The 24,641-nt window shown below is 68.3% G+C and carries 30 protein-coding genes; 13 read left to right on the forward strand and 17 right to left on the reverse strand.

Annotated features, from left to right (window positions below; translation table 11 throughout):
- Positions 1 to 6 precede the first annotated feature (6 nt).
- The 3 genes from ACOQFL_RS20475 to ACOQFL_RS20485 all read right to left on the reverse strand — a co-directional run bounded on the left by ACOQFL_RS20475 (position 7) and on the right by ACOQFL_RS20485 (position 4,286).
- The gene (locus ACOQFL_RS20475; protein ID WP_435545813.1) at positions 7 to 495 is read right to left on the reverse strand and encodes a VTT domain-containing protein; all 489 of its coding nucleotides are present in this window, start codon (positions 493 to 495) and stop codon (positions 7 to 9) included.
- 232 nt (positions 496 to 727) lie between these two features.
- A complete protein-coding gene (locus tag ACOQFL_RS20480; RefSeq protein WP_435545814.1) occupies positions 728 to 1,801 on the reverse strand; it encodes a glycosyltransferase family 4 protein in 1,074 nt (357 codons plus the stop codon).
- Between the two features lies 1 nt (position 1,802).
- Positions 1,803 to 4,286, reverse strand: coding sequence for a glycosyltransferase (locus ACOQFL_RS20485; RefSeq protein WP_435545867.1), 2,484 nt, complete (start codon positions 4,284 to 4,286; stop codon positions 1,803 to 1,805).
- A 218-nt stretch (positions 4,287 to 4,504) separates the two neighbouring features.
- On the opposite strand from ACOQFL_RS20485, the gene ACOQFL_RS20490 reads away from it, so the two are divergent.
- From ACOQFL_RS20490 to ACOQFL_RS20510, 5 genes are all read left to right on the forward strand, one after another.
- On the forward strand, positions 4,505 to 4,963 hold the full coding sequence (locus tag ACOQFL_RS20490) for a YbaB/EbfC family nucleoid-associated protein (protein ID WP_435545815.1): 459 nt from the start codon (positions 4,505 to 4,507) through the stop codon (positions 4,961 to 4,963).
- A 3-nt stretch (positions 4,964 to 4,966) separates the two neighbouring features.
- Entirely contained in the window at positions 4,967 to 5,299 is a 333-nt protein-coding gene (locus ACOQFL_RS20495) for a type VII secretion target (RefSeq protein ID WP_435545816.1), read from the forward strand.
- A 1-nt stretch (position 5,300) separates the two neighbouring features.
- The gene (locus ACOQFL_RS20500) at positions 5,301 to 6,233 is read left to right on the forward strand and encodes a WXG100 family type VII secretion target (protein WP_435545817.1); all 933 of its coding nucleotides are present in this window, start codon (positions 5,301 to 5,303) and stop codon (positions 6,231 to 6,233) included.
- A gap of 76 nt (positions 6,234 to 6,309) precedes the next feature.
- Positions 6,310 to 6,822 (forward strand): DUF6346 domain-containing protein, encoded by a 513-nt coding sequence (locus ACOQFL_RS20505; protein WP_435545818.1) that lies wholly within the window; start codon positions 6,310 to 6,312, stop codon positions 6,820 to 6,822.
- Between the two features lie 50 nt (positions 6,823 to 6,872).
- A complete protein-coding gene (locus ACOQFL_RS20510) occupies positions 6,873 to 7,391 on the forward strand; it encodes a DUF6346 domain-containing protein (RefSeq protein WP_435545819.1) in 519 nt (172 codons plus the stop codon).
- A gap of 31 nt (positions 7,392 to 7,422) precedes the next feature.
- Here ACOQFL_RS20510 and ACOQFL_RS20515 read toward each other — a convergent pair whose 3' ends face one another.
- Positions 7,423 to 8,388: a glycosyltransferase family 2 protein gene (locus ACOQFL_RS20515; RefSeq protein WP_435545820.1), complete on the reverse strand. Its 966-nt coding sequence runs from the start codon at positions 8,386 to 8,388 to the stop codon at positions 7,423 to 7,425.
- An 85-nt stretch (positions 8,389 to 8,473) separates the two neighbouring features.
- Between ACOQFL_RS20515 and ACOQFL_RS20520 the strand changes: the two genes are divergently transcribed.
- The 3 genes from ACOQFL_RS20520 to ACOQFL_RS20530 all read left to right on the forward strand — a co-directional run bounded on the left by ACOQFL_RS20520 (position 8,474) and on the right by ACOQFL_RS20530 (position 11,957).
- Complete coding sequence (locus ACOQFL_RS20520) at positions 8,474 to 9,637, forward strand: glycosyltransferase family 4 protein (protein WP_435545821.1); 1,164 nt, start codon at positions 8,474 to 8,476, stop codon at positions 9,635 to 9,637.
- Between the two features lie 125 nt (positions 9,638 to 9,762).
- Entirely contained in the window at positions 9,763 to 10,893 is a 1,131-nt protein-coding gene (locus tag ACOQFL_RS20525) for a glycosyltransferase family 4 protein (RefSeq protein WP_435545822.1), read from the forward strand.
- A gap of 173 nt (positions 10,894 to 11,066) precedes the next feature.
- Complete coding sequence (locus ACOQFL_RS20530; protein WP_435545823.1) at positions 11,067 to 11,957, forward strand: glycosyltransferase family 2 protein; 891 nt, start codon at positions 11,067 to 11,069, stop codon at positions 11,955 to 11,957.
- A 344-nt stretch (positions 11,958 to 12,301) separates the two neighbouring features.
- Here the strand turns inward: ACOQFL_RS20530 and ACOQFL_RS20535 are convergent, their stop codons facing one another.
- A complete protein-coding gene (locus ACOQFL_RS20535) occupies positions 12,302 to 12,784 on the reverse strand; it encodes a hypothetical protein (RefSeq protein WP_435545824.1) in 483 nt (160 codons plus the stop codon).
- A 346-nt stretch (positions 12,785 to 13,130) separates the two neighbouring features.
- Between ACOQFL_RS20535 and manB the strand changes: the two genes are divergently transcribed.
- Both manB and ACOQFL_RS20545 read left to right on the forward strand, forming a co-directional pair.
- A complete protein-coding gene (gene manB / locus ACOQFL_RS20540) occupies positions 13,131 to 14,228 on the forward strand; it encodes a mannose-1-phosphate guanylyltransferase (RefSeq protein ID WP_435545825.1) in 1,098 nt (365 codons plus the stop codon).
- 8 nt (positions 14,229 to 14,236) lie between these two features.
- Positions 14,237 to 14,386: a hypothetical protein gene (locus ACOQFL_RS20545; protein ID WP_435545826.1), complete on the forward strand. Its 150-nt coding sequence runs from the start codon at positions 14,237 to 14,239 to the stop codon at positions 14,384 to 14,386.
- A gap of 316 nt (positions 14,387 to 14,702) precedes the next feature.
- Here the strand turns inward: ACOQFL_RS20545 and ACOQFL_RS20550 are convergent, their stop codons facing one another.
- The 6 genes from ACOQFL_RS20550 to ACOQFL_RS20575 form a co-directional block, all read right to left on the reverse strand.
- Positions 14,703 to 15,332 carry a hypothetical protein gene (locus tag ACOQFL_RS20550; RefSeq protein ID WP_435545827.1) on the reverse strand — a complete coding sequence of 210 codons (630 nt, stop codon included), beginning with the start codon at positions 15,330 to 15,332 and terminating at the stop codon, positions 14,703 to 14,705.
- A gap of 11 nt (positions 15,333 to 15,343) precedes the next feature.
- Positions 15,344 to 16,591, reverse strand: a complete 1,248-nt coding sequence (locus tag ACOQFL_RS20555) for a WXG100 family type VII secretion target (protein WP_435545828.1) — start codon at positions 16,589 to 16,591, stop codon at positions 15,344 to 15,346.
- Positions 16,592 to 16,610: 19 nt separating this feature from the next.
- Complete coding sequence (locus ACOQFL_RS20560; protein WP_435545829.1) at positions 16,611 to 16,889, reverse strand: WXG100 family type VII secretion target; 279 nt, start codon at positions 16,887 to 16,889, stop codon at positions 16,611 to 16,613.
- Positions 16,886 to 17,257, reverse strand: coding sequence for an SAV_915 family protein (locus tag ACOQFL_RS20565; RefSeq protein ID WP_435545830.1), 372 nt, complete (start codon positions 17,255 to 17,257; stop codon positions 16,886 to 16,888). The genes ACOQFL_RS20560 and ACOQFL_RS20565 overlap by 4 nt, the downstream gene beginning before the upstream one ends.
- Before the next feature lie 154 nt (positions 17,258 to 17,411).
- Entirely contained in the window at positions 17,412 to 17,576 is a 165-nt protein-coding gene (locus tag ACOQFL_RS20570) for a hypothetical protein (RefSeq protein ID WP_435545831.1), read from the reverse strand.
- The gene (locus tag ACOQFL_RS20575) at positions 17,573 to 17,869 is read right to left on the reverse strand and encodes a zinc finger protein (protein WP_435545832.1); all 297 of its coding nucleotides are present in this window, start codon (positions 17,867 to 17,869) and stop codon (positions 17,573 to 17,575) included. The genes ACOQFL_RS20570 and ACOQFL_RS20575 overlap by 4 nt, the downstream gene beginning before the upstream one ends.
- A 209-nt stretch (positions 17,870 to 18,078) precedes the next feature.
- Here ACOQFL_RS20575 and ACOQFL_RS20580 point away from each other — a divergent pair, with 209 nt between their 5' ends.
- Together ACOQFL_RS20580 and ACOQFL_RS20585 are read left to right on the forward strand one after the other, a co-directional pair.
- Positions 18,079 to 18,930, forward strand: a complete 852-nt coding sequence (locus ACOQFL_RS20580; protein ID WP_435545833.1) for a helix-turn-helix domain-containing protein — start codon at positions 18,079 to 18,081, stop codon at positions 18,928 to 18,930.
- 16 nt (positions 18,931 to 18,946) lie between these two features.
- Positions 18,947 to 19,135, forward strand: a complete 189-nt coding sequence (locus tag ACOQFL_RS20585) for a DUF397 domain-containing protein (protein WP_435545834.1) — start codon at positions 18,947 to 18,949, stop codon at positions 19,133 to 19,135.
- 119 nt (positions 19,136 to 19,254) lie between these two features.
- On the opposite strand, the gene ACOQFL_RS20590 is transcribed toward ACOQFL_RS20585, so the two are convergent.
- Positions 19,255 to 19,443 (reverse strand): DUF397 domain-containing protein, encoded by a 189-nt coding sequence (locus ACOQFL_RS20590; protein ID WP_435545835.1) that lies wholly within the window; start codon positions 19,441 to 19,443, stop codon positions 19,255 to 19,257.
- A gap of 14 nt (positions 19,444 to 19,457) precedes the next feature.
- On the reverse strand, positions 19,458 to 20,297 hold the full coding sequence (locus ACOQFL_RS20595) for a helix-turn-helix domain-containing protein (protein WP_435545836.1): 840 nt from the start codon (positions 20,295 to 20,297) through the stop codon (positions 19,458 to 19,460).
- A gap of 157 nt (positions 20,298 to 20,454) precedes the next feature.
- Between ACOQFL_RS20595 and ACOQFL_RS20600 the strand changes: the two genes are divergently transcribed.
- Complete coding sequence (locus ACOQFL_RS20600; RefSeq protein ID WP_435545837.1) at positions 20,455 to 20,850, forward strand: hypothetical protein; 396 nt, start codon at positions 20,455 to 20,457, stop codon at positions 20,848 to 20,850.
- Between the two features lie 85 nt (positions 20,851 to 20,935).
- Here ACOQFL_RS20600 and ACOQFL_RS20605 read toward each other — a convergent pair whose 3' ends face one another.
- From ACOQFL_RS20605 to cofD, 4 genes are all read right to left on the reverse strand, one after another.
- Positions 20,936 to 21,403: a hypothetical protein gene (locus ACOQFL_RS20605; protein ID WP_435545838.1), complete on the reverse strand. Its 468-nt coding sequence runs from the start codon at positions 21,401 to 21,403 to the stop codon at positions 20,936 to 20,938.
- A 273-nt stretch (positions 21,404 to 21,676) separates the two neighbouring features.
- Positions 21,677 to 22,255: an NUDIX hydrolase gene (locus ACOQFL_RS20610; RefSeq protein WP_435545839.1), complete on the reverse strand. Its 579-nt coding sequence runs from the start codon at positions 22,253 to 22,255 to the stop codon at positions 21,677 to 21,679.
- Positions 22,252 to 23,595, reverse strand: a complete 1,344-nt coding sequence (locus ACOQFL_RS20615; RefSeq protein WP_435545840.1) for a coenzyme F420-0:L-glutamate ligase — start codon at positions 23,593 to 23,595, stop codon at positions 22,252 to 22,254. The genes ACOQFL_RS20610 and ACOQFL_RS20615 overlap by 4 nt, the downstream gene beginning before the upstream one ends.
- Positions 23,592 to 24,602 (reverse strand): 2-phospho-L-lactate transferase, encoded by a 1,011-nt coding sequence (gene cofD, locus ACOQFL_RS20620; RefSeq protein ID WP_435545841.1) that lies wholly within the window; start codon positions 24,600 to 24,602, stop codon positions 23,592 to 23,594. The genes ACOQFL_RS20615 and cofD overlap by 4 nt, the downstream gene beginning before the upstream one ends.
- Between the last annotated feature and the right edge of the window lie 39 nt (positions 24,603 to 24,641).

A 24,641-nucleotide genomic window follows, 5' to 3' on the forward strand; every position in this document is an offset into this window, starting at 1 on the left:
GCGCGATCAGCAGAGCGGAGCACCCGCCAGGGGAGTGCCGAACCGCAGCAGTTCCGGAAGTGCCGCCAGCAGACAGAATCGTGCCATCCGGCCGGTGGCGGCGCTGGGTAGCCACACCGGCCACGGAACTCGCAGCATCCCGGCCGCGAGAACGACGGCGGCGAACGGTGGCACGCCGACCAGGCCGCTGAGCAGCACCGTGCTCGCCCCTGCCACGGGGTGTCGCTCGCACAACGCGCCGAGCCGGTGCGGCCATCGCCACTCCGCATGGTGACCTTCGCGGTTCAGTAGCCTCGGCAGCCGCACGGCGCCCCGGGCGGCGAGGTAGTGCACCGCCTTGCCCAGCAGCTGTCCGACCGCCGCCAGTGGTCCCAGCACCCACCACGGCGGGCCGTGCTGGCTCAGCACCACCGAAACCAGGTACACCTCGGCACTGAACACCGGTACCACCGCGGTGCCCGCGCTCATCGCGAACACGCTCAGCGCCCAGAGCACCTTCCCTCCGCGAAGCGAATCTCCCCGGCGTCCCGCTTATCACGCGAACACCCGGGGTTCACCACTGATCACCTTCGGTGATCCTATCCGCTCCGAAGTCGCGGCGGGGCCGAGTGACGTGAGAACCGTGCACGACTGTCCTTCCCGGACCTGCCGCGAGCGAGGAGTGGGAGGTTCCGCCGGTCCGGATACCGGTTCCGAGCCCTCGGGAGCCGGAGTCGGCGGCGCCTCGTCAGAACTGTGCCAGCTGATAGGCCCGCATCGTGGCTTCGGCACATCCCTGCCAGGTGAACCCGGCCGCGTGCTCCCGTGCCGCTTCCCGGGACTCGTGGTCCCCGGCCGAGGCCACCGCCTGCCGCAGGGCGGCGCGCAGTGCCGTGGCACGGCCGTACGGAAACAGGTGGGCGTGCCCCGCCGTCACTTCGCGCAGCGCGGCGATGTCGCTGCACACCACGGGAACCCCGGCGGCCATCGCCTCCAGGACCGGCAGTCCGAATCCCTCGTCACGTGAGGGAAGTACCAGCGCACTGGCACCTGCCACCACGCCGCGCAGCACCTCGTCCGGCAGGTACCCGGTGCGCATCACCCGCTCGGGCGAGCGCGCTTCTCCCGTCCCCGTACCGCTCGGACCCGCCATGACGAGCGGCGGCAGCGTGGGATCCAGCGCTTCCAGCAGTGTGGGCAGTCCCTTGCGCGGGCCGTCGTCGCCAACGAAGAGCAGATAGTCCGCCGGCAGGCCGTACTGTCGCCGCAGTGCCGGGGCCGGCGGTCGCGCCTCGAACCACTCCGGATCCACTCCCAGCGGGGTCACCACCGTTCGACGTGCGCTGATCCCGAAGCGCGCCACGACACGTTCGGCGACCGCCGAGGTCGGGGTGCACACCACTCTCGCTCGCCGCACGGAGCGGGCCACCGGTTTTTCCCGCCCGGCGCCGCTCGCGCCGTTCGCGGGTGTGTCCAGGAAGTCGAGATCGTGAATCGTGACGACTCCCGGCGTGCGTGCCGCCGCCGGCTGCGCGAAGTTCGTACCGTGCACCACGTCGCCGCGCACACCGAGCAGTTCGATCGGTGGGAACTCCGAACGCGACCAACACGCCGCCAACATCCTCGCGGGAAGCGGTGGGCCACACGCCCGGGTTCCGGCCGGGGCCGCACCGCGCAGTGCGGACCACCCACGGGCGGTCAGCCCCAGCAGCCGCACCCGTGCCCCGGGGAGTTCGGCCAGCGCCTCGCACAGCCTGGCGGTGTAGCGCCCGATTCCGGTGCGCGTTCCCAACAGCGGGGTTCCGTCCAGCACTATCCGCATGTCAGGAGGTTCCCCCGCCACGCAGCCGTTGCCCGGCGACCCGGCGCAGCCTGCCCGCGGCGCGTTTGGTGACCTCGCGCACCCCGCCCTGGTCCAGGTACTCCCGCAGCAGTCCGACATCGTCGCGCAGCGCCGCCGTCCGCGACTTTCGGGGTGTTCGCGTCAGTGGCGCGCTCGCCGGTAGGCGGTCCGGAGCGGGACGCGGATCGCGGCAGAACTCCGTCAGCGGTCGCAGTGCCGTTTCCCAGGTGAATCGCTCGCGCACCTCGGCGATCCGCTCCTCGCAGCCCTGGATGAACGGCTCGTCGTAGAGCACTCGTTCCAGGGCGTTCGCCAGGGCTCGCGGGTCCTCCGCCGGGACGACCACGCCGAGCCCCTCGTCCCGCACCAGGTCGGCGAACGAGTCGCCGTCGGTGGTGACCACCGGCAACCCCGCCCACAGGTAGTCCAGCATCCTGGTGCGGAACGCGAAGGTGGTCTCGACGTGTTCGAAGTGCGTGGTGACTCCGCAGTCGGCGTCCAGCAGATAATTCTGACGTTGGCCGTACGGAACCCAGGTCTCGTTGAAGAAGACGTGCTTGTCGGTGAGTCCCAACCGTTCGGAGAGTTGTCTGGTCCGGTCCGCCATGCCCATTTCCGGGACGTCGGGATTGGGATGCCGCATCCCGAGGAAGAACAACCGCAGCTCTGGGTGATGCTCCGACAGCCGGTGCACCGCGTGCAGCAGGGTGAGCGGGTCGAACCAGCTGTACACCCCACCCGCCCACAGCACGATCTTGTCCTCGGTCCCGATGCCCTGCCGGCCGCGGATGCCCGGGCCGGTGCGACTCGGCGGCCTGTTCGGCAGTCCGAACGGCACCACCGAGATCATCGAGCGCATGGTCGGATCGTTGTCGTAGACCGACGGTGTGATTCGGCCCAGTGCGGCGAGATGACCCAGCCAGAAGTGTCGTTGTCGTTGCGAGGCGCAGAGGAAGAAGTCGCCGCGCCGCAGCTGCTTGTTGAGCACCTCGGTGGTGCCGCGCAGGTCGGCCTCCCTGCGCTGCTCGTCGGTGTCCCTGCCCTGTTCCAGCAGTTCCAGGTGCATCGGATCGTAGATGTCGCAGACCACGATCGTGCCGGAGTCCTGCCGCCGCAGCGCGGGCACCATCTCCAGTACGTGCCCCTGCACCACCACGATGTCGGCCCAGTCCACATGCGACGGCAGGTCGCGGGGTGCGGCGCGCAGCACCGCGAAGTCCGCATCGGCGGGGGCGACCTCGGCGTTGACGCTGATCAGTCGCACCTCGTGCTCCACGGCGAGCGCTTCCGCCGTGTGCCACGCCCGGATGGCGGGGCCTGCCATCCGTTCGGTGATCGCGTCGCCGGTCAGTACCGCGATCCGGCGCGAACCCCCGAAGACCTTTTCCAGCTCGAAGGCTTCCACCAGCGCGTCGTGCGCCGCCAGATAACGGGGCAGTGGATAGGCGGGCTCCATCGCTTTGCGCAGCAACGGAACCAGGTCGGCGTCCGAGCGGACCCGTTCGCGCTGTTCGACCTCGCGGGCGCGTGCGAACTCGGGCAACAGGTCGACGAACCGGTCGATGGCGAGCACCCCCGCCAGGGCCTGCCGGTCGACGGGGACGGGTGCTTCGTCCTCGCGCGGATCGGCGGGCCTGCGGTCCAGCTCCAGCTGGTGCGGGTCCAGCTCGCCGCGCGCGGTCGACCTGCGCACGCTCAACGCGAGCGCGGCGGGCAGCGCACGCGCCAGCGTCGCCTCGGAGACGTTCTTGTACAGCGCGGCCAGGGCGTTGCGTTCCAGCAGGTAGTGCTCGCGCGCCGAACTCACCGCGGCCATCGACTCGTGGTGCCGGTGGTAGGCAACCGAGGTCGGCTCGTAGCGCACCCGCCAGCCGCGCAGGTTCAGCCGCCATCCCAGGTCCACGTCCTCGTAGAACATGAAGAACCGCTCGTCGAACCCGCCGAGCGCTCGGAAGAGTTCGGCGCGCACGAACAGCGAGGAACCGGTGCCGAACAACACGTCGCGGGCGCCGTCGTGCCTGCCGTCGTCGAGCTCGCCCGCGTGGCGTTTGTAGCCCATCCCGAACCAGGTGAGCCCGCCGTCGACGAAGTCGATCCGGCTGCCCTGCCAATCCAGCACCTTGCCCGCCACGGCCCCCACCGTCGGTGCGGCACGCAGCACGCCGACGGCCGCGCGCAACCACCCCGGGTCCGGCACCGCGTCATTGTTCAGAAACGCCAGCACGGTGCCGTTCGCTTCCCCGGCTCCGAGGTTGCAGCCGCCCGCGAATCCCAGGTTCTCCCCGGAAGTCAGCAGTTTCACCCCGTCGAGAGCACCGAGCCGTTCCGCGTTCTCGGCCGAACTCTCGTTGTCCACGCAGATGAGTTCGAGCCTGTCGGGCGGGTAGTCCAGCTCCCGCGCCGCGTTCAGGCAGGTGATGGTGCTGTCGGTGCCGTGGTAGTTGACGGTGATCACCGAGACCATCGGCAGCTCGGCACTGTTCCCGGGGTCAGCCACGCCCACCAGCCTGCCCTATCGGGTGAGTACCGCTTCGCGCAGGCACCCGGTGCCGGGTATCCGCTGTCCGGAATGATTCGTTCTGCCCAACATGGCGTCACTCGTCTGGTGTCATGTCGCTGTGAACCGCTCCGTAGTATCCGAACGACTTCGGAGCACGATCGGGTGAAAGGACGGCGGGAAGAGTGAGCACACCTTCCGATCCGGACGAGATGTTGGCCGGTTTCCGGCAGCAGATCCAGGACAAGATGCAACAGGCGCAGCGCATCCAGGACGCGGCCTCGACAGTGTCGGGCGAGGCGACCAGCGGGGACGGTTCGGTGCGGGTGACCGTCGACCAGAACGGCAACATGTCCGACCTGCGGCTGGAGGACGGTGCGCTGCGACAGCGCCCCGAACAACTGTCCGAGACGATCCTGACCACGGTGCGTTCGGCGCAGGCGCAGCTCACGGACCGGATGCGGGAAGCGATGGAACCCGTGCTGGGGCAGGACAGCGAGACGATGGATTCGGTGTTGTCCGGGATGCGCGACCGGTTCCCCGTGGAACCGGAGCAGGGGGACGCCGCGTCCACTCGTGGCGGCCAGGACTCCGACGACGAGCAGTTCGACGAGTACGACTGGCTGAACCAGCGCAGGAGGTGAACCTTGGGAGAACAGCGTTTCGACGTCAACACCGACGAGATGCGCGCGCACGCGCAGCACCTGCAGCAGGTGACCGACCGGATCGGCACGGCGCAGGGCGCCGCGGGTGAGGTCTCGCTGAACGGCACGGACGCGTACGGGCTGCTGTGCAGCCCCATCCTCACACCGTTGATCGGTGCGATCGAGGTGCAGGGCATGGCGACCATCGCGACCGCCAACGCGGCGGTGGAGGCCACGGCCGCCGGGATCGAGGGAGCGGCGGAGACCTACGACGCCGTGGACCAGCACGTCTCCGAACTGCTGGAGTCGGTGCGCAACGAATTGGGGGAGATCTGACGTGAGCCAGGACAATCCGCTGGTCGAGGCGGAGCCGGATTCCCAGATGTGGGAGGACGGCCTCATGGTCGTCGATTTCGCCGTCGATTCCTGGCGCGCGGTAAAGAATGAGGACTGGGGCGAAGCCGCCATCACCGGCGGCGCCGCCGCTGTGGACGCTCTCGCTACCGTGGCCAATCCGTTCGACGCGCTGTTGACCTCCACCTTCGCCTGGATGATGGAACACGTCTGGCCGCTACCGGACATGCTGGACTCGCTGGCGGGCAACCACGACCAGGTGCAGGCCAACGCCCACACCTGGGCCAACATCTCGGACGAGTTGCAGCAAGCCGCGACGGAGATGCAACAGGCGGTCGACACCGACACGGCAGGCTGGCGGGGACCGGCCGCCGAGTCGTACCGGATGTTCGGCTCCGGCGAGGCCAAGCTTATCGAGGGAGCCGCGGAATCGGCCAGGGCGGTTGGCGCGGCGGTTTCCGGCGCTGGAACGGCCATCCTGATCGTCCGCACCACCGTGCGGGACATGATCGCCTCGGCCATGTCCGAACTGGTCACCTATCTGGTGCGGTCCTCGGCCGCAGCCGGTCTCTCGCTCGGTGCGCTCACCCCGCTGCTCATCGCTGACGGCATCCGGATCGTCGCGAAGTGGGCCAGCAGGGTCTCCGAATGGCTGGACAAGATCGTCCGGGCCTTCCGGCAGCTGGCTGAGCTCGTGGGTAAGGTAAAACCACTGCTGACCAAGGTGGACGAGTTGCTGCAGCCGAACTCGCGGATCGGGAAGGGTATCCAGAACTGGGCGAGCAACCGCTCACTGTCCGATCTGACCCGTGGGCAGGAGATCGCTCGCAACACCGCCGCGATCGGTGCCACGGCCGACGACCAGGACTACGCGGATCACGAGATGGGCAAGCACGATCACACCGACAGTGCGTGACCCGTGAATCTTACCTCGTTCGTGGTGGCTCCGCGCGGCTCGCGGAGCAGCCTTCGGGCCAGTGCTGGGAGAAATCTTGTGTGTTGTTCGTGTTGTCCGCGACGCGTTGCTGATTCCCGTCGGGATAGGGCTGTTTCTGGCCGCGTTCTTCGTCGTACTGCCGTACTTCGGAACCGGTGCGGCGGGGACCGAGGTCTCGGCGCGCGGTACCGCTGTCGCGCAGCAGTGCCGCTTCTCGGGGCCGATCACGAAATCGAGGGCCCCGAAGCGGGAGAACGTGATCGGCTTCGGTTGGATCTGCCGAGCTCGGATTCACTGGAACGACGGGGGTGTGGAGACGCGCGAAGTGAGCGGTTCGCAACTGACCGGGGAAGACGTCGGGAACAGAGTGGACGTTGTCGAGCGGCGGATCGACTACTCCAAGGGCAGCGATACACGTCCGCAGATCTACCGTGCCGACTTTGAACCCCGGGTGCTCTTGGCGTGGGGTTCGGTCATGGCCACGTGTCTGTTGGGATTCGTGTTCGCCGCTCTCGGATTCTCCGGGCTCTCCCGGAGTTTCTCGAGGAAGAGCGTTCCGGTCGATTGAGCGGGGTCCGCTTGGTCGGATCGCCGAAGAACGGGGAGGAAGAGTTCGGCGTGCGTGTTGTTCGTTTCGTTCGTGATGTGTTGCTGGTGCCGGTCGGGGTGGCACTGTTCCTGTCGGGGATCCTCGTGGTGATCCCGTTCTTCGGTTTCGGGGTTGTCGGTTCGGAAGTGACGGCTCGTGGCACGGCTGTGGCGCAGCAGTGCCGGTTCGACGGTCCGATCACGGAGTCGGAGGCTCCGGAGCGGGGCAACATCGTTGGTTTCGGTTACATCTGTCAGGCGCGGGTGACCTGGCGGGACGGCACGACGGAGATGTGGGAGGTCTCGGGTTCGCAGCTCAAGCCCGGCGATGTCGGTGAGGAAGTCGCGGTGGTCCGGCGGGCCATCAGAAGCGGTGGTGCCGGTACCACCAGCACTCGACCGGAGGTGTTTCGGGCCGATTACGAGCCGAACATATGGCTCGGGGTGCCCGTGATGCTGGCCGTGATGCTGTTCGGATTCATGGTGGGAGTGCCCGCCTGTGTCCGGCTCTACCAGATGTTCAGCTCCAAGGAGCCCGCCGAAACCTGATCTCCCGGCCGGGAAGGCGGGCCTGCGTGGCTCACTTCCCGGCCCAGCTCCGCCAAAGGCGGCGACGAGCGACCACACACACTTCGGTGATGCCGCGTCGCTGCCGCAACGTCGTCGGTGCCCCCGCGGCCACTTCCGCCAGTACTCCCAGCCGCAGCGGCACCCGGAAGTTCGCGGCGTCCGGAACTCGCCGCTGGCGCAGCCTGCGCCAGGGCAGCGCGAGCGTGATCGCGCCGAACCGCAGCAGTTCCCGCAGGGCGATCTCCACAGGCGCACAACGCAGCAGCGTCAGCAGCCGGTTGCGCTCGTTCCAGCGGTGGAACCGTGCCGATCCGAGATCCGATGAGCAACCGTGCGAGTGCTCGCAGCTCGCGGTGGTCCGCGCGATCCCGTACCCGGCCAGCCGCAGTCGCCAGGAAGTGTCGGTGTCCTCGTAGTAGCAGAAGTAGTCGGCCGGGATGCCGCCGACCGCCGAGAGCGCCGAAGAGCGCAGCAGGGCCGCGCCGCCGCAGAACCCGAACACCTCGTCCCCGGTACCGGCGATGTCCGCGGCCTCGGTGCCGTCCCCCGCCACGGTGTCGGTGCCGTGTCCCGTGCCGGTCAGCCGGATACCGCTGGAGAGTGGCCCCCGCTCGTTCCACATTCGACTGGCCGCGGCTCCGGTACCGGGGTCGCGGTCCAACGCCTCCTCCAGTGTGGCCAGCCAGCCCGGTGCCGGTGCGGCGTCGTCGTTGAGCCAGCCGAAGTAGGGCGTCCGCACCAGCCGGAAAGCAGCCGCGAGACCGCCCGCATAGCCCAGATTGTGGGGCAGCCGCAACACCTCGGGAGCCGAGGGGTGCCGCGCCAGCAGCTCGTCCGTGCCGTCGTCGGAGGCGTTGTCCACCACCAGCAGCCGGTGGTTCCGCTGCCGGGCGAGCGCGTCCAGACACGCTCCGATGTGCTCGGCACCGCGCCAGGTCACCACCACGATCGTGCTGCGGGCCTGCTCCACGGTCACGTACGAAGCCTATCGCCTCACCCCGATCGCGGATGTGGTTGTCTGACGGGCAGCGGTCGGTGAGACGTGTGGACTGGGGGCGGCTGTGCCGAAGCTGGTTGTCGTGGCCGAGCAGTTACTGGCGCCGGTACCGGGCGGCACCGGGCGCTACACCCGCGAGTTGCTGCGCGCGCTGGCGGCCACTGCTCCGGCCGGCTGGGAGGTGAGTACGGTCGTCAGCTCCGACGGTGATCCGGCCCGCGCCGAGGTCGACGGTGTGGGCGGCCCGGAAGTGCTGCCGCTGCCACGGCGGGCGTTGACCCTGGCCTGGCAGTACGGCCGGTGGCCTCGCCTCTCGGCCGATTCGGTGCACGCCCCAACCCCGCTGTTCCCGCCGGTCGCGCCCGGCCGTGGGCTGGTCGTGACCGTGCACGACACGGTGCCCTGGACCCACCCCCAGACCCTCACCGCCCGTGGCGCGATCTGGCACCGCCGGGCCGTGTCCAGAGCGGCGCGAAAGGCTGACTCGCTGGTGGTGCCCAGCGAGGCGGTCGCCGCTGACCTGCGGCGACGTGTCCCGAGCACCACACGGATCGAGGTGATCGGCGAGGGGGTCAGCACCGCCGTGCTGCCCCCCGACGCAGCGGAAGCCGGGGAGGCGGAGGAGTCGGCGAGGGAGACGGCACGTCGACTGCGACTGCCTCCGAGATACTTGCTCGCCGTGGGCACCATCGAGCCCCGCAAGGGTTACGAGTGGTTGATCCGTGCGTTGGCCGAGCCGGAAGCCCCGGACGTTCCACTGCTGGTGGTGGGCGCACCCGGCTGGGGCGATGTCTCGCTGTCGGATCTCGCGGCTCGCCACGGGCTCCCGCCCGACAGGCTCCGGTATCTCGGCCCCGTCGAGGACAGCGACCTGGCTGTGCTGCTGCGTCGCTCGGCCGCGCTGGTGGCGCCGAGCATGGCCGAGGGGTTCGGACTGCCCGTGCTGGAGGCGATGGCGGCCGGAATCCCGGTGGTGCATTCCGACGCTCCCGCGCTCGTGGAACTCGCCGACGGAGCCGGAATCACCGTGCCCAGGGCGGACACCGCCGCACTCGCGCTGGCGCTGCGCGAGGTGTTCGATGATCGACGTCGCTCGGCCGGGATGGTCGAAGCCGGTAAGTCCCGGGCGAGCCGGTTCGACTGGCACGAGACCGCCCGCCGTGTCTGGCGACTGCACACCGGGGCGGTGCACGCCGCGAACCACCCTCCGCGCCCCGAAGCTCGGTGAGCAATCCCCACAACGGGTGGGATCGCTGTCACATTTCGGGCTTGGCGACAGCGGATTTCACCATCCCGCCACGGCGACCGAGCGCTACCTCCTAGGCTGCTCACGTGCACCGAGGAGATCCACACGTGCTTATCGACGCCACCGCCGTACCCGCGGACCGAGGTGGCGTCGGCAGATACGTCGATTCCCTGCTCGCCGCGCTGGACACCGCCGGAACCCCGATGAGCGTGGCCTGCCAGCCACGCGACGCCGAGCTCTACGGCACGATCGCGCCGCACACCCGGATAGTGCCCGCCGCCGAGTCGGTCGTCACCCGCACTGCCCGGCTCTCCTGGGAACAGACCACCTTGCCGAGGCTGGCCAGACGCCTGAACGCTCGTGTGGTGCACTCCCCGCACTACACCGTTCCGCTGGCCAACACCAGCGCTTCGGTGGTGACCCTGCACGACGCGACGTTCTTCTCCGACGCCCCGCTGCACTCGCCGGTCAAGGCGCGGTTCTTCCGTGCCTGGACCCGGGCGGCGCTGCGCCGTGCCACGGTTTGCGTGGTGCCCAGCAGAGCGACCTCCAACGAGCTGGTACGCGCGGCCGGGGCCAGTGCCACCCGGCTGCGGGTGATGTATCACGGGGTGGACCCGGAGCGGTTCCACCCGCCCGCCCCCGAGGAGGTCACCGCGGTTCGGCGCTCCCTCGGACTCGGCGATCAGCCCTATGTGGCCTTTCTGGGGGCGTTGGAGCCGCGCAAGAACGTTCCGGCGCTGATCCGGGGGTTCGCGCGCGCGGTCGCAGGCCGTCGTGATGCCCCCGCTCTGGTGCTGGCCGGACAGCCGGGGTGGGACACCAGCGTGGAACGCGCGCTCGAATCGGTGCCACACCGCATTCGGGTGATTCGTGCCGGTTACCAACCGTTCGACCGATTGGCCGGTCTTCTCGGTGGTGCGGCCGTGGTGGCTTACCCGAGCCTCGGTGAGGGGTTCGGGCTTCCGGTGCTGGAAGCCATGGCCTGCGGTGCGGCCGTTCTCACCACCCGAAGGCTCAGCCTGCCGGAGGTGGGCGGAGACGCGGTGGCCTACTGCGGCGTGGCGGAACGAGGCATCGCGCACGGAATCAGTGAGCTGCTCGACGACCCGGTACGTCGTTCCGAACTGTCCAGCGCGGCGCAGCAGCGCGCCAAGGAGTTCACCTGGTCCGACTGCGCGGACAGGCATCGCGCCGCCTACGAGCACGCCGAGTACCTGCACCGGCGCAATCGGTGAAACCGCTGTGATCGGGGAAACCGCTGTGATCGGTGAAACCGCTGTGGTCGGGGAAATCGCTGTAACCGGGGCGAACACTCCGCCCCGATGCGTCGTGCGGCGCGACCGCGCCCCAGCAGCCTCCTGGTCGAGCGTCGCGGTCGGCGGCTCCCGGGGGCGCTCGGTTCGGCGCCATGCGTGAGAATGACGACGTGCGCGACTCCCACAGTTACGGCGAGGGACTCGCCGTCGTCACCGTCACCTATTCGCCCGGCAACACGCTGGACCGTTTTCTGGAGACCCTGCCCAAGGCCACCGACCGGCAGCTCAGCGTGATCCTCGCCGACAACGGCTCCACCGACGGCTCCCCCGAGCGCGCCGCGCAGCGCCCCGGCGTGGAGCTGGCGAGGATGGGCGCCAACCTGGGTTACGGATCGGCCGCGAACCGCGGCATCGCCGAGTTGGGCGACGACATCGGTTGGGTGGTCGTGGCCAATCCCGACGTCGAGTGGAGCGCGGGCAGCCTCGACGAGTTGCTGGCGGCCACCGAACGCTGGCCGCGCGGCGGTGCGTTCGGCCCGTTGATCCGGGAACCGGACGGCAGCGTCTACCCCTCGGCCCGAGCGCTGCCCTCGCTGGGGCACGGTGCCGGGCACGCCCTGCTGGGCGGGATATGGCCCGACAACCCGTTCAGCCGCGCCTACCGGCAGTCCACCGACAGCTCCGCCGAGCGCACGGCCGGATGGTTGTCCGGCTCCTGCCTGCTGCTGCGGCGTGCCGCGCTGGATTCGGTGACCGGTTTCGATCCGCGCTACTTCATGTACTTCGAGGACGTCGACCTCGGCGACCGGTTGGGTCGAGCGGGCTGGCTCAACGTGTACGTGCCGGACAGTGAGGTGACACACATCGGTGGGCACGCCACCGCCCGTTCCTCGGGGACGATGCTGCGCGAACACCATCGCAGCGCCTATCGCTATCTCGCCGACCGGAATCCCGGGCCGACCCGCGCACCGCTGCGCGTCGCGTTGCGGGCCGCGCTGGACGCACGCGCACGGTTCGTCGCGCGCGACTCCGACCGTTCGTAGCAGCGCGTTCCACCTCAGCTGCTGGGATGGTTCCGTGGCGGAACCTCTCGCACGGCTCTCGCTGCGGGGAGACCCGAGATCGGGTAGCGACCTACCAACGTCGGGCCTTCCTCGCGAGAGCCGCACGGGAGAACCCGCGGCGGTTTCGGGGGCGTCGATTTCGCGGGAAATTGACGCCCGCACCCCCGCACTGGCCCGGCGATTTCGCGGGAAATTGCCGCCGCTGCGGGGAGGGCCGCAGCGGTGCCGCTCGCGAGGGTGGTGGAGTTCGGTTCGGGAGCCGAAGGGCACGACCATCCGGTGGGTTTTTCTCCCGGGTAAGCGGATTCCGCTACGGATACCACTCAGTCGAACCGCTGTGGACTGTGCCGGGGGTCGTGCTGGTAGGCGGCGTTGTCGATCCGGTGCGGCGCGGTGGGAAGGTCGGCGTCGTAGGTGGGCCAGGCTCGCTGTTCGGTCGTCGGCTGCTCGGCACCGGGGCGCTGCTCCGGTCGTTGCTGTTCCGGCCGTGGTGGCTCCGGCTGCCGTGCGTTCTCCTGCGCTCCTTGCGCGGGACGCTGGTCCCGCTGATCGCTCTGCTCCCGGTGGGGGTTCTGCTGTGCCTGCTGACTGGTCCGCTGCGCCCGCTGGGAGGACTGGCCCGTCGAGTCCTGGATGAGCTGCGTGGAGTCGGTTTCCTCCTGCTCCAGGTCACGCACCGCGTCGCGCGGGATGCGCACGGTCTGCGCCGCGTCCATCGGTGAGGTGGCGCTGTCCGGTGTGACGACGAACGCTCCTCGTGCCCGCGCACGAGCAAGTGATTCGTCGGCTCGGTTGCGGGGGTCCATGGGTCCCTCTCAATGCTGGCCGGTGGATTTTCAGCCGCAGCGTGGCCCGTCCGCGTCCGGTGGATTAGCCGGTCCCGAGTCGGCCGACCTCACGGCTCGACCCCGTGGTGGCCGGTCCATCGTGACAGAGTGTCCGACACCGCGTGGTTTCGCATTGGCGGACCGTGCCGACCAGGGGCGCCATACCAGGTTGGTGCTGCTACTGCCAGAGTATTCCTCATGGATTCCTACGTCAGGGTGATGAGTTGGTCGAATTCGACGACCGAATGAAGTCGCCGTGGTGTAGGCGGCGATCATCCGTGCGAGTCGTATCGAGCGGACCCTCGGTCCGGGGAGGTGCATGGCGATGACGAGTCCCGACGACCACCCGCCGGCAGGCGGCGCGGAGGCCGTGGTGCTCGTGGGAGGCCGAGGTACGCGGTTGCGTCCGTTGACCCTGTCCGCCCCCAAACCGATGCTGCCCACGGCCGGGGTGCCGTTCCTGACCCACCTGCTCTCGCGGATCCGGGCGGCGGGCGTCACCAGGGTGATACTCAGTACCTCCTACCGGGCCGAGACCTTCACCGAGTACTTCGGCGACGGCTCCGGGATGGGGCTGGAGCTGGAGTACGTGGTGGAGCACGAGCCGCTGGACACCGCCGGTGCGATTCGCAACGTGGCGGACCGGCTGCGTGAGCCCGATGTGCTGGTGTTCAACGGCGACATCCTGTCGGGAGTGGACCTGCCCGCGCTGCTGGGCGAGCACCGCGCGGATGCGGCCGACGTCACACTGCATCTGGTCAGGGTGGACGATCCCGGCCGGTTCGGTTGTGTGCCCACCGACGAGAACGGCAGGGTGACCGCTTTCCTGGAGAAGACGCCGAACCCGCCCGTGGACCAGGTCAACGCGGGGTGCTACGTCTTTCGTCGCGAGGTGATCGACGGGATTCCCGAGGGCAGACCGGTCTCGGTGGAGCGGGAGACGTTCCCGGGGCTGCTGGAGTCCGGAGCGCGGTTGCACGGCTACGTGGACTCCAGTTACTGGCTCGATCTGGGGACGCCCGCCGCGTTCGCGCGCGGCTCGGCCGATCTGGTGCGGGGCGTCGCTCCCACGGAGGCGCTCGACGGCCGGGTGGGGGAGTCGCTGGTGCTGCCCGGAGCATCGATCGCCGGGACTGCCTCGCTGCGTGACGGCACCACGGTCGGTGCTGACTGCGTGGTGTCCGAGCGGGCCGCGCTTTCGGCGGCCACACTGTTCGACGGGGCCAGGGTGGACGCCGGTGCCGAGATCACCGACAGCGTCGTGGGGGCGGGCGCCGTGATCGGCGCGGGCACGGTGCTGCGTGGTGCGGTGGTCGCCGACGGTGCCGTGATCGGCGCGGGCTGTGAACTGCTCGAAGGTGTGCGCGTCTGGCCCGGCGTGGAGTTGCCCGCCGGTGGCGTGCGCTTCTCACACGACTGTTGAGGGGGCGGATGACGGAGGAAGAAACGCGGTTCGCGCGCAACGTCGAACTGACCGAGCTGCCGCCGGTGGGCGGGGGCCCGCTGAGCATGGACGAGATCGTCGAGACAGTGCGCGCGGCCCGTGAGGAAGCTCCGGGGCAGGAGAGCGGTCCGAAATGAGCATTTCGCCGAGCAGCGGGTGATCGTATCGACACCGAACTCGTCGGAACGGGAGTGGAAGGAGGACCCGAGCTACGAGTGGGTGGGGTGACCCCACCCCCAGGGCCAGCATCGGGCGGTTTACGAAATTCCCCGGTTGAGACGATCCCGGTTCGGTGAACGAGCGATGCGCCATGGGTGAGCCGGCGATTTCGCGAGAAATCTACGGTCAGCCCTCAGCCGCGCAGGCTGTGCGGGAAGACCCGCCCCTGCTGGTGTTCGAAGGTCAGCACCGCGCCCTGGCGGCCCTCGGAGTCGCGGGCGGCGACGGCGCCGCTCACTCTCCCCGGAACCGTAGCGGGTTGTCGAGGTCGAGGAAGGTCCGGGCGAGTTTGTTGGTCTCGGCTCCGTTGCCGCGCACCGAGTGCAGGATTCCGTTGTAGACGAGGTCCCACAGCTCGCGGTTCCGTTGAAGATCGTTGAGCTGTGCGGAAAGTTCTCGTCCTGCGGCGTCGTTCAGCTGTAGTACTCGGGAAGCGCCTTCCGTGGTTACCTTCACCGAGGTGAGTTCGTACGTTCCGATGAAGCCGTTCTTCCCGTAACGAAGCCAGCCGCTTCCTGCCGACATGCGCGTGTTGCGCCCTGTCAGCAACGTGATGAACGGCCACGGAACTATGAACAACCAGAGCCACCACGTCGTCATCCATCCGAACCCGCTGTCTCTGATGACTCCGAACACGAAGACGATGAGCGATATCGTCAGCCCGATACCGAGGGATTGGCCACGGGCCGGGTAGAACCATTCAAGTACGGGATACTCACCTTGCGGAGCTTGCGGAGCTTTGTTCTCCCCACCCGAACGTTTCTTCTCGGCTCTCTTCCACTCGGGCTCCAGCGGCGCGCGTGGGGGCCGTGGTTGCCCGGTTCGGGGATCGGGTTTTGGTGGCAGTCCGGCTGTGTGGCTCATTGGTGCTCGTTTCAGAAGATGTCACCGACGAAATTGCCGACCGCGCCCGCGGCGTCGCCGAGCTTGTCGCCGGTCCAGCTCGCGGCGTCGCCCACCGCGTCCACGGCGTCGTCGCCCCATTCGTCGATGGCGAAGCCGACGCCGACGCTGACCACGACGCCGCCTGCCACGGCCCAGCCGACCGGGGTGCTCATGGCGAGCAGCCCGGCGGTGGCAGCGGAACCGGCAGCGTAGCCGCCGAGATTGATCGCTGCGCTCTCGCCCACCGATTTGTCCGAGGTTTGGACATCGTAGCCGATGCTGAATCCGGTTATCCCCAGCCCGACGACGGGGAGTCTGCTCGCGGTGCGGAGACTGCCCCGGAGTAACTTGTTGCCGACGTTCTCGGGACGCACGCCGAAGTTCATGTTCAGCTGGAGAGCTTTCTTCACGCTCGGACTCAGCTTGTCGACCAGCCGCGCCGTCCGGGTCGCGGTGGCCTTGTTCTCCATCGCCGTCTTGTTCACCTGGTTGCGGACGTGGATGGCGGCGGCGCGAGTCTGGTTGCGCAGCCCCAGATTCGGGCTGTGCATCAGTTTCTCGGCTCGTGCGATCTTGCCGCTGTCGGCGATCTCGACCGCCGCTGCCCGCATCGCGCTGGTGCTTCCGGCCACCGCACCCGCCAGGCCGGTGGTGAAGTCGGTGATGGTGAAGGGACTCTTCTCCACGAGCCCGGAGACGAACCTGTTCAGCACGCCGAGTGCGCTGTTGTGCTGCTCGCGTGCTTCGGTGACGATCTGACTGCACTCCTGGTAGGCGCGGACCTTGCGCGCGTAGGCGGCCTGCGCCTGGGTGGCCGAGGCGTGGGCCTGCTTTTCCTCCGGAGTGGCCGGGCGATCGTCAGGCAGCGGTTTCGGGGCGGCCGGTTCCTGTCCCGGCTCCATAATGCGCTGCTCGGTCACCGTCAGACCGGCTTCTCGCGCGACCTCGCGGGCACGTCGCATGCGCTGCTGGGCGGTGTCCAGCTCGTCGGCGAACTTGTTCAGTTCCCTGCACATCGCCGCGTGGTCCTCGGCGACCTCGTCGACCTCGGGACCCACCTTGCTCATCACAGCGCGGAACGAGTCCCCGGCCGCGCCGGACCAGGCGCCCTCCGAGCCGTTGCGAGCGCGGGTGACCTGAGTGCCGGTCTCGTGTACGGACTCCGAGACGGTGTTCATCCAGCGGGCACTGTCGCGGATGCTCGACGGGTTCCCGCGGATCTCCAGATCGAGTGGCATGAGTGTCGCTCCCCAGTGGTCAGCCCGGTTGGCCGTGGAACCGTTCGGCGTTGGAACGATCCGTCTCCTCGTAGAGGTCGCGTCCCTCGGCGACCGCGTCGCCCGCCGCACCGAGCCCTTCGACGATTCCCGCCGTCGAACCGGTCAGCAGCGCCATCGCGCCCGCGACAGCCTCGGTCGCTTCGCCCACGTCGGGTGCGGGCGGGGGTGGCGGTGTGTCGTCCAGACTCGTCGCGGCGTTGCGCAGCTTGTTGGCCAATCCGGTGAGTTCCCCCGGATCCATGTGCGTCCCGCTCACTGCCGACTCTCCTCCTCGACGTCGTTGCGCTGCTCGTCGGGAAGCTGAGCGTCCCAAAGCACGAGGTCCGCGCCGCTGCGCCGCTGTATCTCCTCGACCTTGTCCATTGGCAGCGAGGCCCAGGGCTGTAGTTCCCCGCAGCAGGAGACCAGCGAATCCAGCGAAGAGTAGGCCAGCACCGCCAACCTGCCGTCGGCCAACCTGCGCAGGTCGAAGGTGACCTCGGTGTCCTGTTTCAGCACCCGTTTCGACGGGAGATAGGCGGGAGTCGGTTCCACGCCTTCGCGTTCGGCGATGTAATCCGCGCCGATAACCGCAGGAGCCTCCGACTCGTGCTGCCGAAGTACGTGTTCGTCGCCGATCGCCAACGGTCCTCCCCAGCCGGCCGAAAGTGAATCATTCGGCAGGGTGTCACTCTGAAGTGCGAGATCGACAGGGGGAGACTACTCAGGATGAGCGGTTTCGTGCCGAGCATCACAGTAGGCCGGCGGCACGACGCGATCCGTGCCGCCACGCGCGGGATCATTCCTCGAATCGTCGTTCCGGTTCGGTGCGTTCGGGTGCTGTGGTGCTCTCGGCGCTGGCCGAAGTGATTCGGTGCCCGACCCCGGTAGTCTCCGGCGAGATCCGCATGCGCGCCGGAACGGGATCGCCGATGAGCCGGTGTTCCTCCCGGGGCGCGCTCATTCACTCTCACCCGTCAGACGGCGGATCGCGGCTCGGCGTCGCGCTTCCTCGTCCTCGTGCAGGCGTCGCTGTTCCATCCGGCCACAGGCCAGCGACATGCAGGTGTCGCAGGTGGGCATCAGCCAGTCCACCTCGGTCGGGTCGATCAGTACGACGTCCTCGTCGCACAGCGTCGTTCGTCGCTGACCCTGCCGGGGACGTAGTTCCGGCGACAGCGCGTGTCGCCAACCCGCCACCGGCTGCCACCACACCACCGGTCCCCGCCAGCGCAGCGTTTCCTCGGGAAGCGTCATGGTCGTTCCTTTCCTCGCTTTTCATGAGTGAGGTCGACTCGATAGCTGTTCGTGGGGAAGAGTTCTCGCTCAGCTAGCCCCGGTCGACTCTTTGGCACGTTACTAGGCACATGTGCCGGTGTAAGTGCCACAAGTAGGTGAATTCCAGGGGACGCACACGATGCTGGGAAACTGAAGCTGGAAGCGGGTGAGCACACGGAGGTTCGTTGGTGGCCGACAGATCAGATCCGTCCGCGTTGCGCTGGTTGATAGGCAACGAGCTACGTCTCGCACGTATCGCTTCGGGGAAAACTCAGAGTGCTGCCGCCAAGGCACTCGGGTGTACCCACTCGAAGATCAACTATCTGGAGATCGGCCGTAACCAGCAACATCCCGAGGAAGTGACCACGTTGCTGCGGTTCTACGCAGCCGACGAGGCGCAGATCGACCGGTTGGCTTCACTCTCCGGCAGAGCCGATCAGGGAACCTGGTGGGCCGCCTTCTCGGACGTGGTGCCGGACTGGATGAAGACATTCGTCGGGCTGGAGGGTCTGGCCACACGAGAGTTCATGTACGAACCGCTGGCACTGCCGGGACTGGTGCAGACTCCGGATTACGCGCAGGCCCTGTTGGCCGACAATCTTCGAGTGAGCGCTATCGACGCCGAACGCGTCGTCAAGCTCCGGATGGAGCGTCAGCAGCGACTCTTCGACGGGAACTCGCCGCTCAACTTCCAGACGGTCATAGAGGAGTCGGTGCTCGACCGACTCGTCGGTGGGGCGGAAGTGATGGCCTCGCAACTGCGGCACTTGCTCGAACTCGCAACTCGGGACAACGTGACCATGCACGTGATGCCGTTGTCCGTGCCGGTACACGACGGTCTCGACGGTGAGTTCAGCGTGCTCGACTTCGAGGAAGCGAAGTCGGTGGGCTACATCGAGTATCCGAACGGTGCGATCTACATCCAGGACGAGAATCAGGTAGCGGCTTACGGAAAAGCCGCTGAGAGGCTCTGCTCGGTCGCGCTCACCCAAGAGGAGTCGATCGACGAGATCGCGAGACGAGCGCGAGCGTTGAGCTGACTACGGAAGGAATGCGATGGATCGGTTAACCTGGCGTACTTCCAGTTACACCAGCAACGGCGCGAACTGCGTCGAGGTCGGACTGGGCGGTGACGCGGTGGCCGTGCGGGACTCGAAGGCTCCCGAGCACGGGGCGCTGCGTTTCACCGAGGCGCGGTGGCTCGACTTCCTGGAAACACTGCGCGGTGCGGTGAACGACCGCTGAGGTAGTACCCGGCCGCGGCCCCGGTCGGCCGTCAATTTCTCGCGAAATCGCCGCCCAGCCGGGAGGACGCGGCCGTCACCAGCGGCGTTGGATCGTCGTGTCCGGGGCTTTCCTGGTGCTTACCCGCGCAGGCTGTGCAGGAAGTTCCGCCACTGCTGGTGGTCGAAGGTCAGTGCTGCGCCCTGGCGGTCCTTGGAGTCGCGGGTAGCGACCGCGCCGGGCAGTGCCGCGACTTCGACGCACGCGCCGTTGTTGCCGCTGTAGCTGGAGACCCGCCAGTCGAGGTCGTGGTAGTACTTGCCGGTCATCGTTCACCTCTCGGTCAGTCGTGGAGCAGCTCCTCGACCAGCGCGAGGGAATCCTCGGGCTGCATCGCGATTTCCTGAAGATTCTTCGCCGCCATCGTATACGTGCTCACTTGGTCGGGGTTCTGCAGATACACGGCTCCTTCGAGTAGTTCGTTGTAGACGATGGGGCGAGCGGCGTCGAAGTGGAGCAGGAAGAACGGCCCGCTCACACCCGCGTGCGCGCCGTCCTGCGCTCGGATGATCTGGATGGTCACGTTCGGTTGGTCGCCGAGTTCGAGTAGATGGCGGTACTGCTCGCGACGCGTATCGCTGTCACCGATCCGGCGTCGCAGTGCCGATTCCTCGATGACCGCGTGCAGGTTGAGTGGATCCTCCTGCGACAGCCGTTGCGCGCGTGTCACTCGGAAGGAAACGAACCGTTCGCTGTGGTCCGGTCGTACGAATCCGGTCGAGTTGGTGGCGGCGTGCGCGTAAGCCGCTGTTTGCATCAGTCCCGGCAACAGGGCTGTTTCGTAGTTGAACTCGGAACGTGCCAAGCCTTCCAAGCCCACGAAGGTCTTGAGCCAGTCCGGAACCACGTTCGCCCACGGAGCCCACCAAGTGTGCGAGTTGGAGCTGGCGGCCAGTGAGGTCAAGCGCTCGATGTCGTGCCGGGCCACTCCGTAGAAGTCGAGCAGTGCACTGATCTCGTCCGGTTGCTGCTGGTATCGCCCCGTCTCCAGATGGGTGATCTTTCCCGCTGAGCATCCGATCGTTTTCGCCGCCGAGGCGGCCGTCTTACCCGCTTCGTTCCTGTAGTGCCGAAGCTCGTTGCCGATCAACCAACGAAGCGCTGAGGGGTCACTACGTTCCACCGATACCTCCTGACCTCACCCCAAGTCTGACGATCTCGCGATCATTTCCCCAATTGGGTGTAATCCACTGCCCTCATGCGATTGGGCGATCGCATAGCTATGACCATAGCTATAGCGTCTACTGTGTCATCGATTACAATGACCCGAGGAGACGGCGATGATCGACGGTGGCACTTCGAACGCGGTGGATGGGCACGGCGACGATACCGACGAACACTTGGTGGACGAGTCCGAGCTCGCCCCGCTCGGCACTCATGAGGAGTTCCGGGAGCTGCTGGCCGACCTGGTGCGGGCGAGCGCGCCCGAGGTGTTCGCGTTGTGCGAGGAGATCGGCGACCGGGCCGACGGCGTCGTGTGCTACTGGGGGCTGTCCCACGAGGACGGAACCGAGGTGTTCGCGCAGCACGGCGGGCTCCACGGAAGGTTCCGCAGCCCGGAGTCGGCGCTGCGCCTGCTCTCCAGGGGGCGAACGATGCACCTGATCCGCCTCGATGCCGACTCATCCGATCGCTCCGGCATGCCCACCGAGCCGAACGAGGGGTGCGCGGATTGAACCGGCGAGCACGAAAGACCGGGAGTTGCCACGGAACCGACTTCTCCGGCTGCTCACCGCTTCGTGGCGGTTCCCCGGGAACTCTTCATCCCTTAAACCGCATCGGGTTGTCGAGTTCGAGTGAATCGCGGGCGGATTGGCTGATCGTGGCCCCGTTGATGTGCACCGAGTGCAGGATGCCGTTGTAGACGAGGTCCCACATCTCGGTGTTCCGCTGCGGATCGTCGAGATAGGAGGAGAACTCGTTGCCGTGGACGTCGACGAGCCGCAGCGACTGGTGCAGCTTCGTTCCGGTTACTTCGACCGAGGCGAGCCGGTAGGTCAGCACGAAGTTCCCGTTCTCGTGGGCCAACCAGTCGACCCCGGCGGACAGGCTCGGATTGTGCTTGCGTAGCCCGGAAATCAACGCCCAGGTACCCAGCGTGCCCCAGAAAACCAGCACTCGTGGCAGGTCGACCCCGCCCATGAAGACGCCGATCACGAAGATGACGGAGACCAGGGTCAATCTGGTCAGCAGGGAGCGTAACCGGGAGTGGTGGAACCACTCGATCATCGGAGATGCCCCGTGCGGAGGTCGCGGTGCCTTGTGCTGCTTGCCCCGCTCGGTCGCCGCGTTCCGGTTGCGGTCTCTAGCCAGCGGTGCGTGCGGTGGTCGAGGCTGCCCGGTATGCGGATCGGGGCAGGGCGGCAGTGTGGCCGGGTGGTTCATGGGTGCTCGTTCCGGTCGGCGTGTTCCGAGTGCTCGGGTGTCGAACCAGCGTTCGGATAGCGGATCCGGGACCGAATCAGCCCGGAGGAAGCAGCGTTCCCGCTACCCGCGCGGCCGTCAATCTCTCGCGAAATCGCCGCCCAGCCGGGAGGACGCGGCGGTCACCAGCGGCGTGAGATCGCCACCGCCGGGCAGTGATCCCAACGGCCACCAGCGCAGGTCCACCGACTCCTCGCTGCGTAGCGGTACGGCACCCGCCGGTGCGCGTACCACGAACCGCACGTCGAAGTGCCGGGTCGGTTTGCCCAACGAGCAGGTGACCGGATGCACGTCCAGGTGCACCGGGTCGGGATCGACCACCAACCCCTCGACGCCGGACTCCTCGGAGGCCTCCCGCAGTGCCGCCGCGGCCAGCGTCTCGTCCGCGGGTTCGCAGTGCCCGCCCAGCTGCAACCAGCGGCCGACCCTGGGGTGCAGCGTCAGCATGGTGTGCTCGCCGCTGTCGTCCAGCACCAGCGCCGAGGAGGTCACGTGCCCCGGCTCGCACTCCCGCAGGCAGGCGTCCCCACGCGCCCGCAGCAGGGCCACGAAGGCGTGCCGCAGCGCCTCCTGACCCGGATCGGGTCCACCACCGGCCAGTGTGGGCGGTGTCCAGTCCTCCAGCGTGTGCAACGCGTCGGTGTGCGGCCCGTTCAAAGCTCCACCAAACCCTCTTCCGGATCGCGCGGCTCTCGTGGCCCTTCGTGTGGCTCGGCCGGGTACCCCACGGCCACCGCACCCAGCGGCTCCCAGCGCTCGGGCAGTTCCAGCGTGTTCCGCACCACCTGGGGGCAGAACAGCGTCGAGGACACCCAGCAGGAACTGATGTCCTCGGTGGCCAGCGAGACCAGCAGATTCTGCACGGCTGCTCCGCCCGCCACCACGAACATCGACCGTTCGGCGTCGGTGCGGCGCTCGTCCGGGTAGTCGTGCGCGCCGTCCCGGAGCAGGAACGGCACCACCAGCTCCGGCGCGTCGTAGAGCAGGTCCCCGCGCCCCACGCGGCGGCGGGCCCGCTCCTCGGACAGCCCGTCCGCGCGGAGGTCTTCCAGCCACGCGGTCCGCATCGCGTCCAGCAGCTTGCCGCGCAGCGCGCGGTCCCGCAGCCACACGAACCGCACCGGTCGGGTGTGATGCGGGGCGGGCGCGGTCAGCGCCGCTCCCACGGCCCGACGCAGCGCCTCAGCGTCCACCGGTGTGTCGGCGAACTCCCGCACCGAGCGGCGCAGCAGCACCGCCTCACCGCGCCCCTGTGCGATCGCCTCGGCGGTTCCCAGCCGGAACAGGTCCTCCTCGACGGTTCGCACGAGGTCACCCGCTCGCGAACCGTCGGCGCGCTCGTCGATCCCGCGAACCACCGCGACCGGGGTCCTGCCCAGCTTGCCCTTGACCAGGTCGGCGGCCCCGGCGATCTCGTCGGCCACCGCCACCTCGGTGACCTCCAGCTCGTTGCCGAGCGAGTCGGTGGAGCCCGCGTAGCGGTGCAGCACCGCCACGCCCGCCGAACCGATCGCCATGTCGGTCTGGCCGAGCCGCCAGGCTCGCCCCATCGTGTCGGTGATCACCACGGCGACCCGTACCCCGGCCCGCTCGGCCAGCTCGGCGCGCAGCCGCTCCGCCGTGGCGTCGGGGTCGCGGGGCAGCAGCGCGATCTGGTCGGTGGCCACGTTGGACGCGTCCACCCCGGAGGCGGCCTGCACTATGCCCAGCTTGTTCTGCGTGATCAGCGTCCTGCCCTTGCGGGCCAGCACGTGGTCGGCCTCGGCCAGCACCTGCTCCCGTCGCAGCGTGTCCCGCTCCTCGGGATCCGACGGAGTGTCCATGACCCGGCCCTCGATCTTGGACACGACCTTGCTGGTGATCACCAGGACGTCGTCGTCGCGCAACCAGGGAGCGGCCTCGAGCAGTGCCCCCGCGAGATCGTCACCCTCCGCGAACTCCGGCAGTCCCGGAACGGAGTGGACCCGCAGTTCCTCGTCGGCGGCGTGATCGTTCATGCGGTCACCTCCGGAGCGGCCACCCCGCCGATGTCGAAGGCCGCGCGCGCCATCTCCGCGCTCGCCGCGTTGTCCGACATGAGCAGCGGCACCGAACGGGTCGCCACGCCCGGCACCTGGGCGGTGTCGGTGCTGTGGACCAGCCAGGCGTCCAGGATGCCCTCCCCGGATGTGGAGCGGGAACCGTAGTGCTCGCCCACCGCCTGGGCGGTGCTGCTCACGCCGATCGCGCGCAGGCAGGCGTCGGCCATGCCGCGCACCGCCCCGCCGCCGATGATCGGGGAGAGGCCGACCACGGCCGCCGTCGTGTCGCGCAGCGCGGTACGTACCCCCGGCACGGCCAGCATCGTCCCGATGCTGACCACCGGGTTGGACGGCGCCACCAGCACGATGTCGGCCTCGCTGATCGCCTTGGTCGCCCCCTCGTGGGCGGTCGCCTCGTCCGCGCCGACCGGAACGATCGCGCCGGCCTCTGGCCTGGCGCCGTAGCGCACCCACCACTCCTGGAAGTGCACCGCTCGCGCACCCGAGCCGGAGGGGTCCTCGATCGCCACGTGCGTCTCGACGCGGTCGTCGGTCACCGGCAGCAGCCGCACGCCCGGCCGCCACCGGTCGCAGAGCGCCTCGGTGATCTCCGACAGCGGATACCCGGCCCGCAGCATCCTGGTGCGGATCAGGTGGGTGGCGATGTCGCGGTCACCCAGGCCGAACCAGGTGGGCTCGGCCTCGTAGGCGGCCAGTTCCTCGGAGACCGACCAGGTCTCCGACTCGCGGCCCCATCCTTTGGCGGTGTCGATGCCACCACCGAGGGTGTACATGCAGGTGTCCAGGTCCGGGCACACCCGCAGCCCGTGCATCCAGACGTCGTCGGCGATGTTGACTATCGCGGAGATCTCGTGCGGTGCGGACTCCTCGGGCTCGCCGACCGGGGGTAGCCCCAGGGCCTTCTTGACGCCGAGCAGGAACTGCGCTCCACCGACTCCGCCGACCAGTACTGCGACCTTCACGTCCCGAATCCTCCCACGGGGCGAAGCGGGGGTTGTCCC

This window comes from Actinopolyspora sabaoui, from assembly GCF_051225635.1.
Taxonomy (GTDB): domain Bacteria; phylum Actinomycetota; class Actinomycetes; order Mycobacteriales; family Pseudonocardiaceae; genus Actinopolyspora.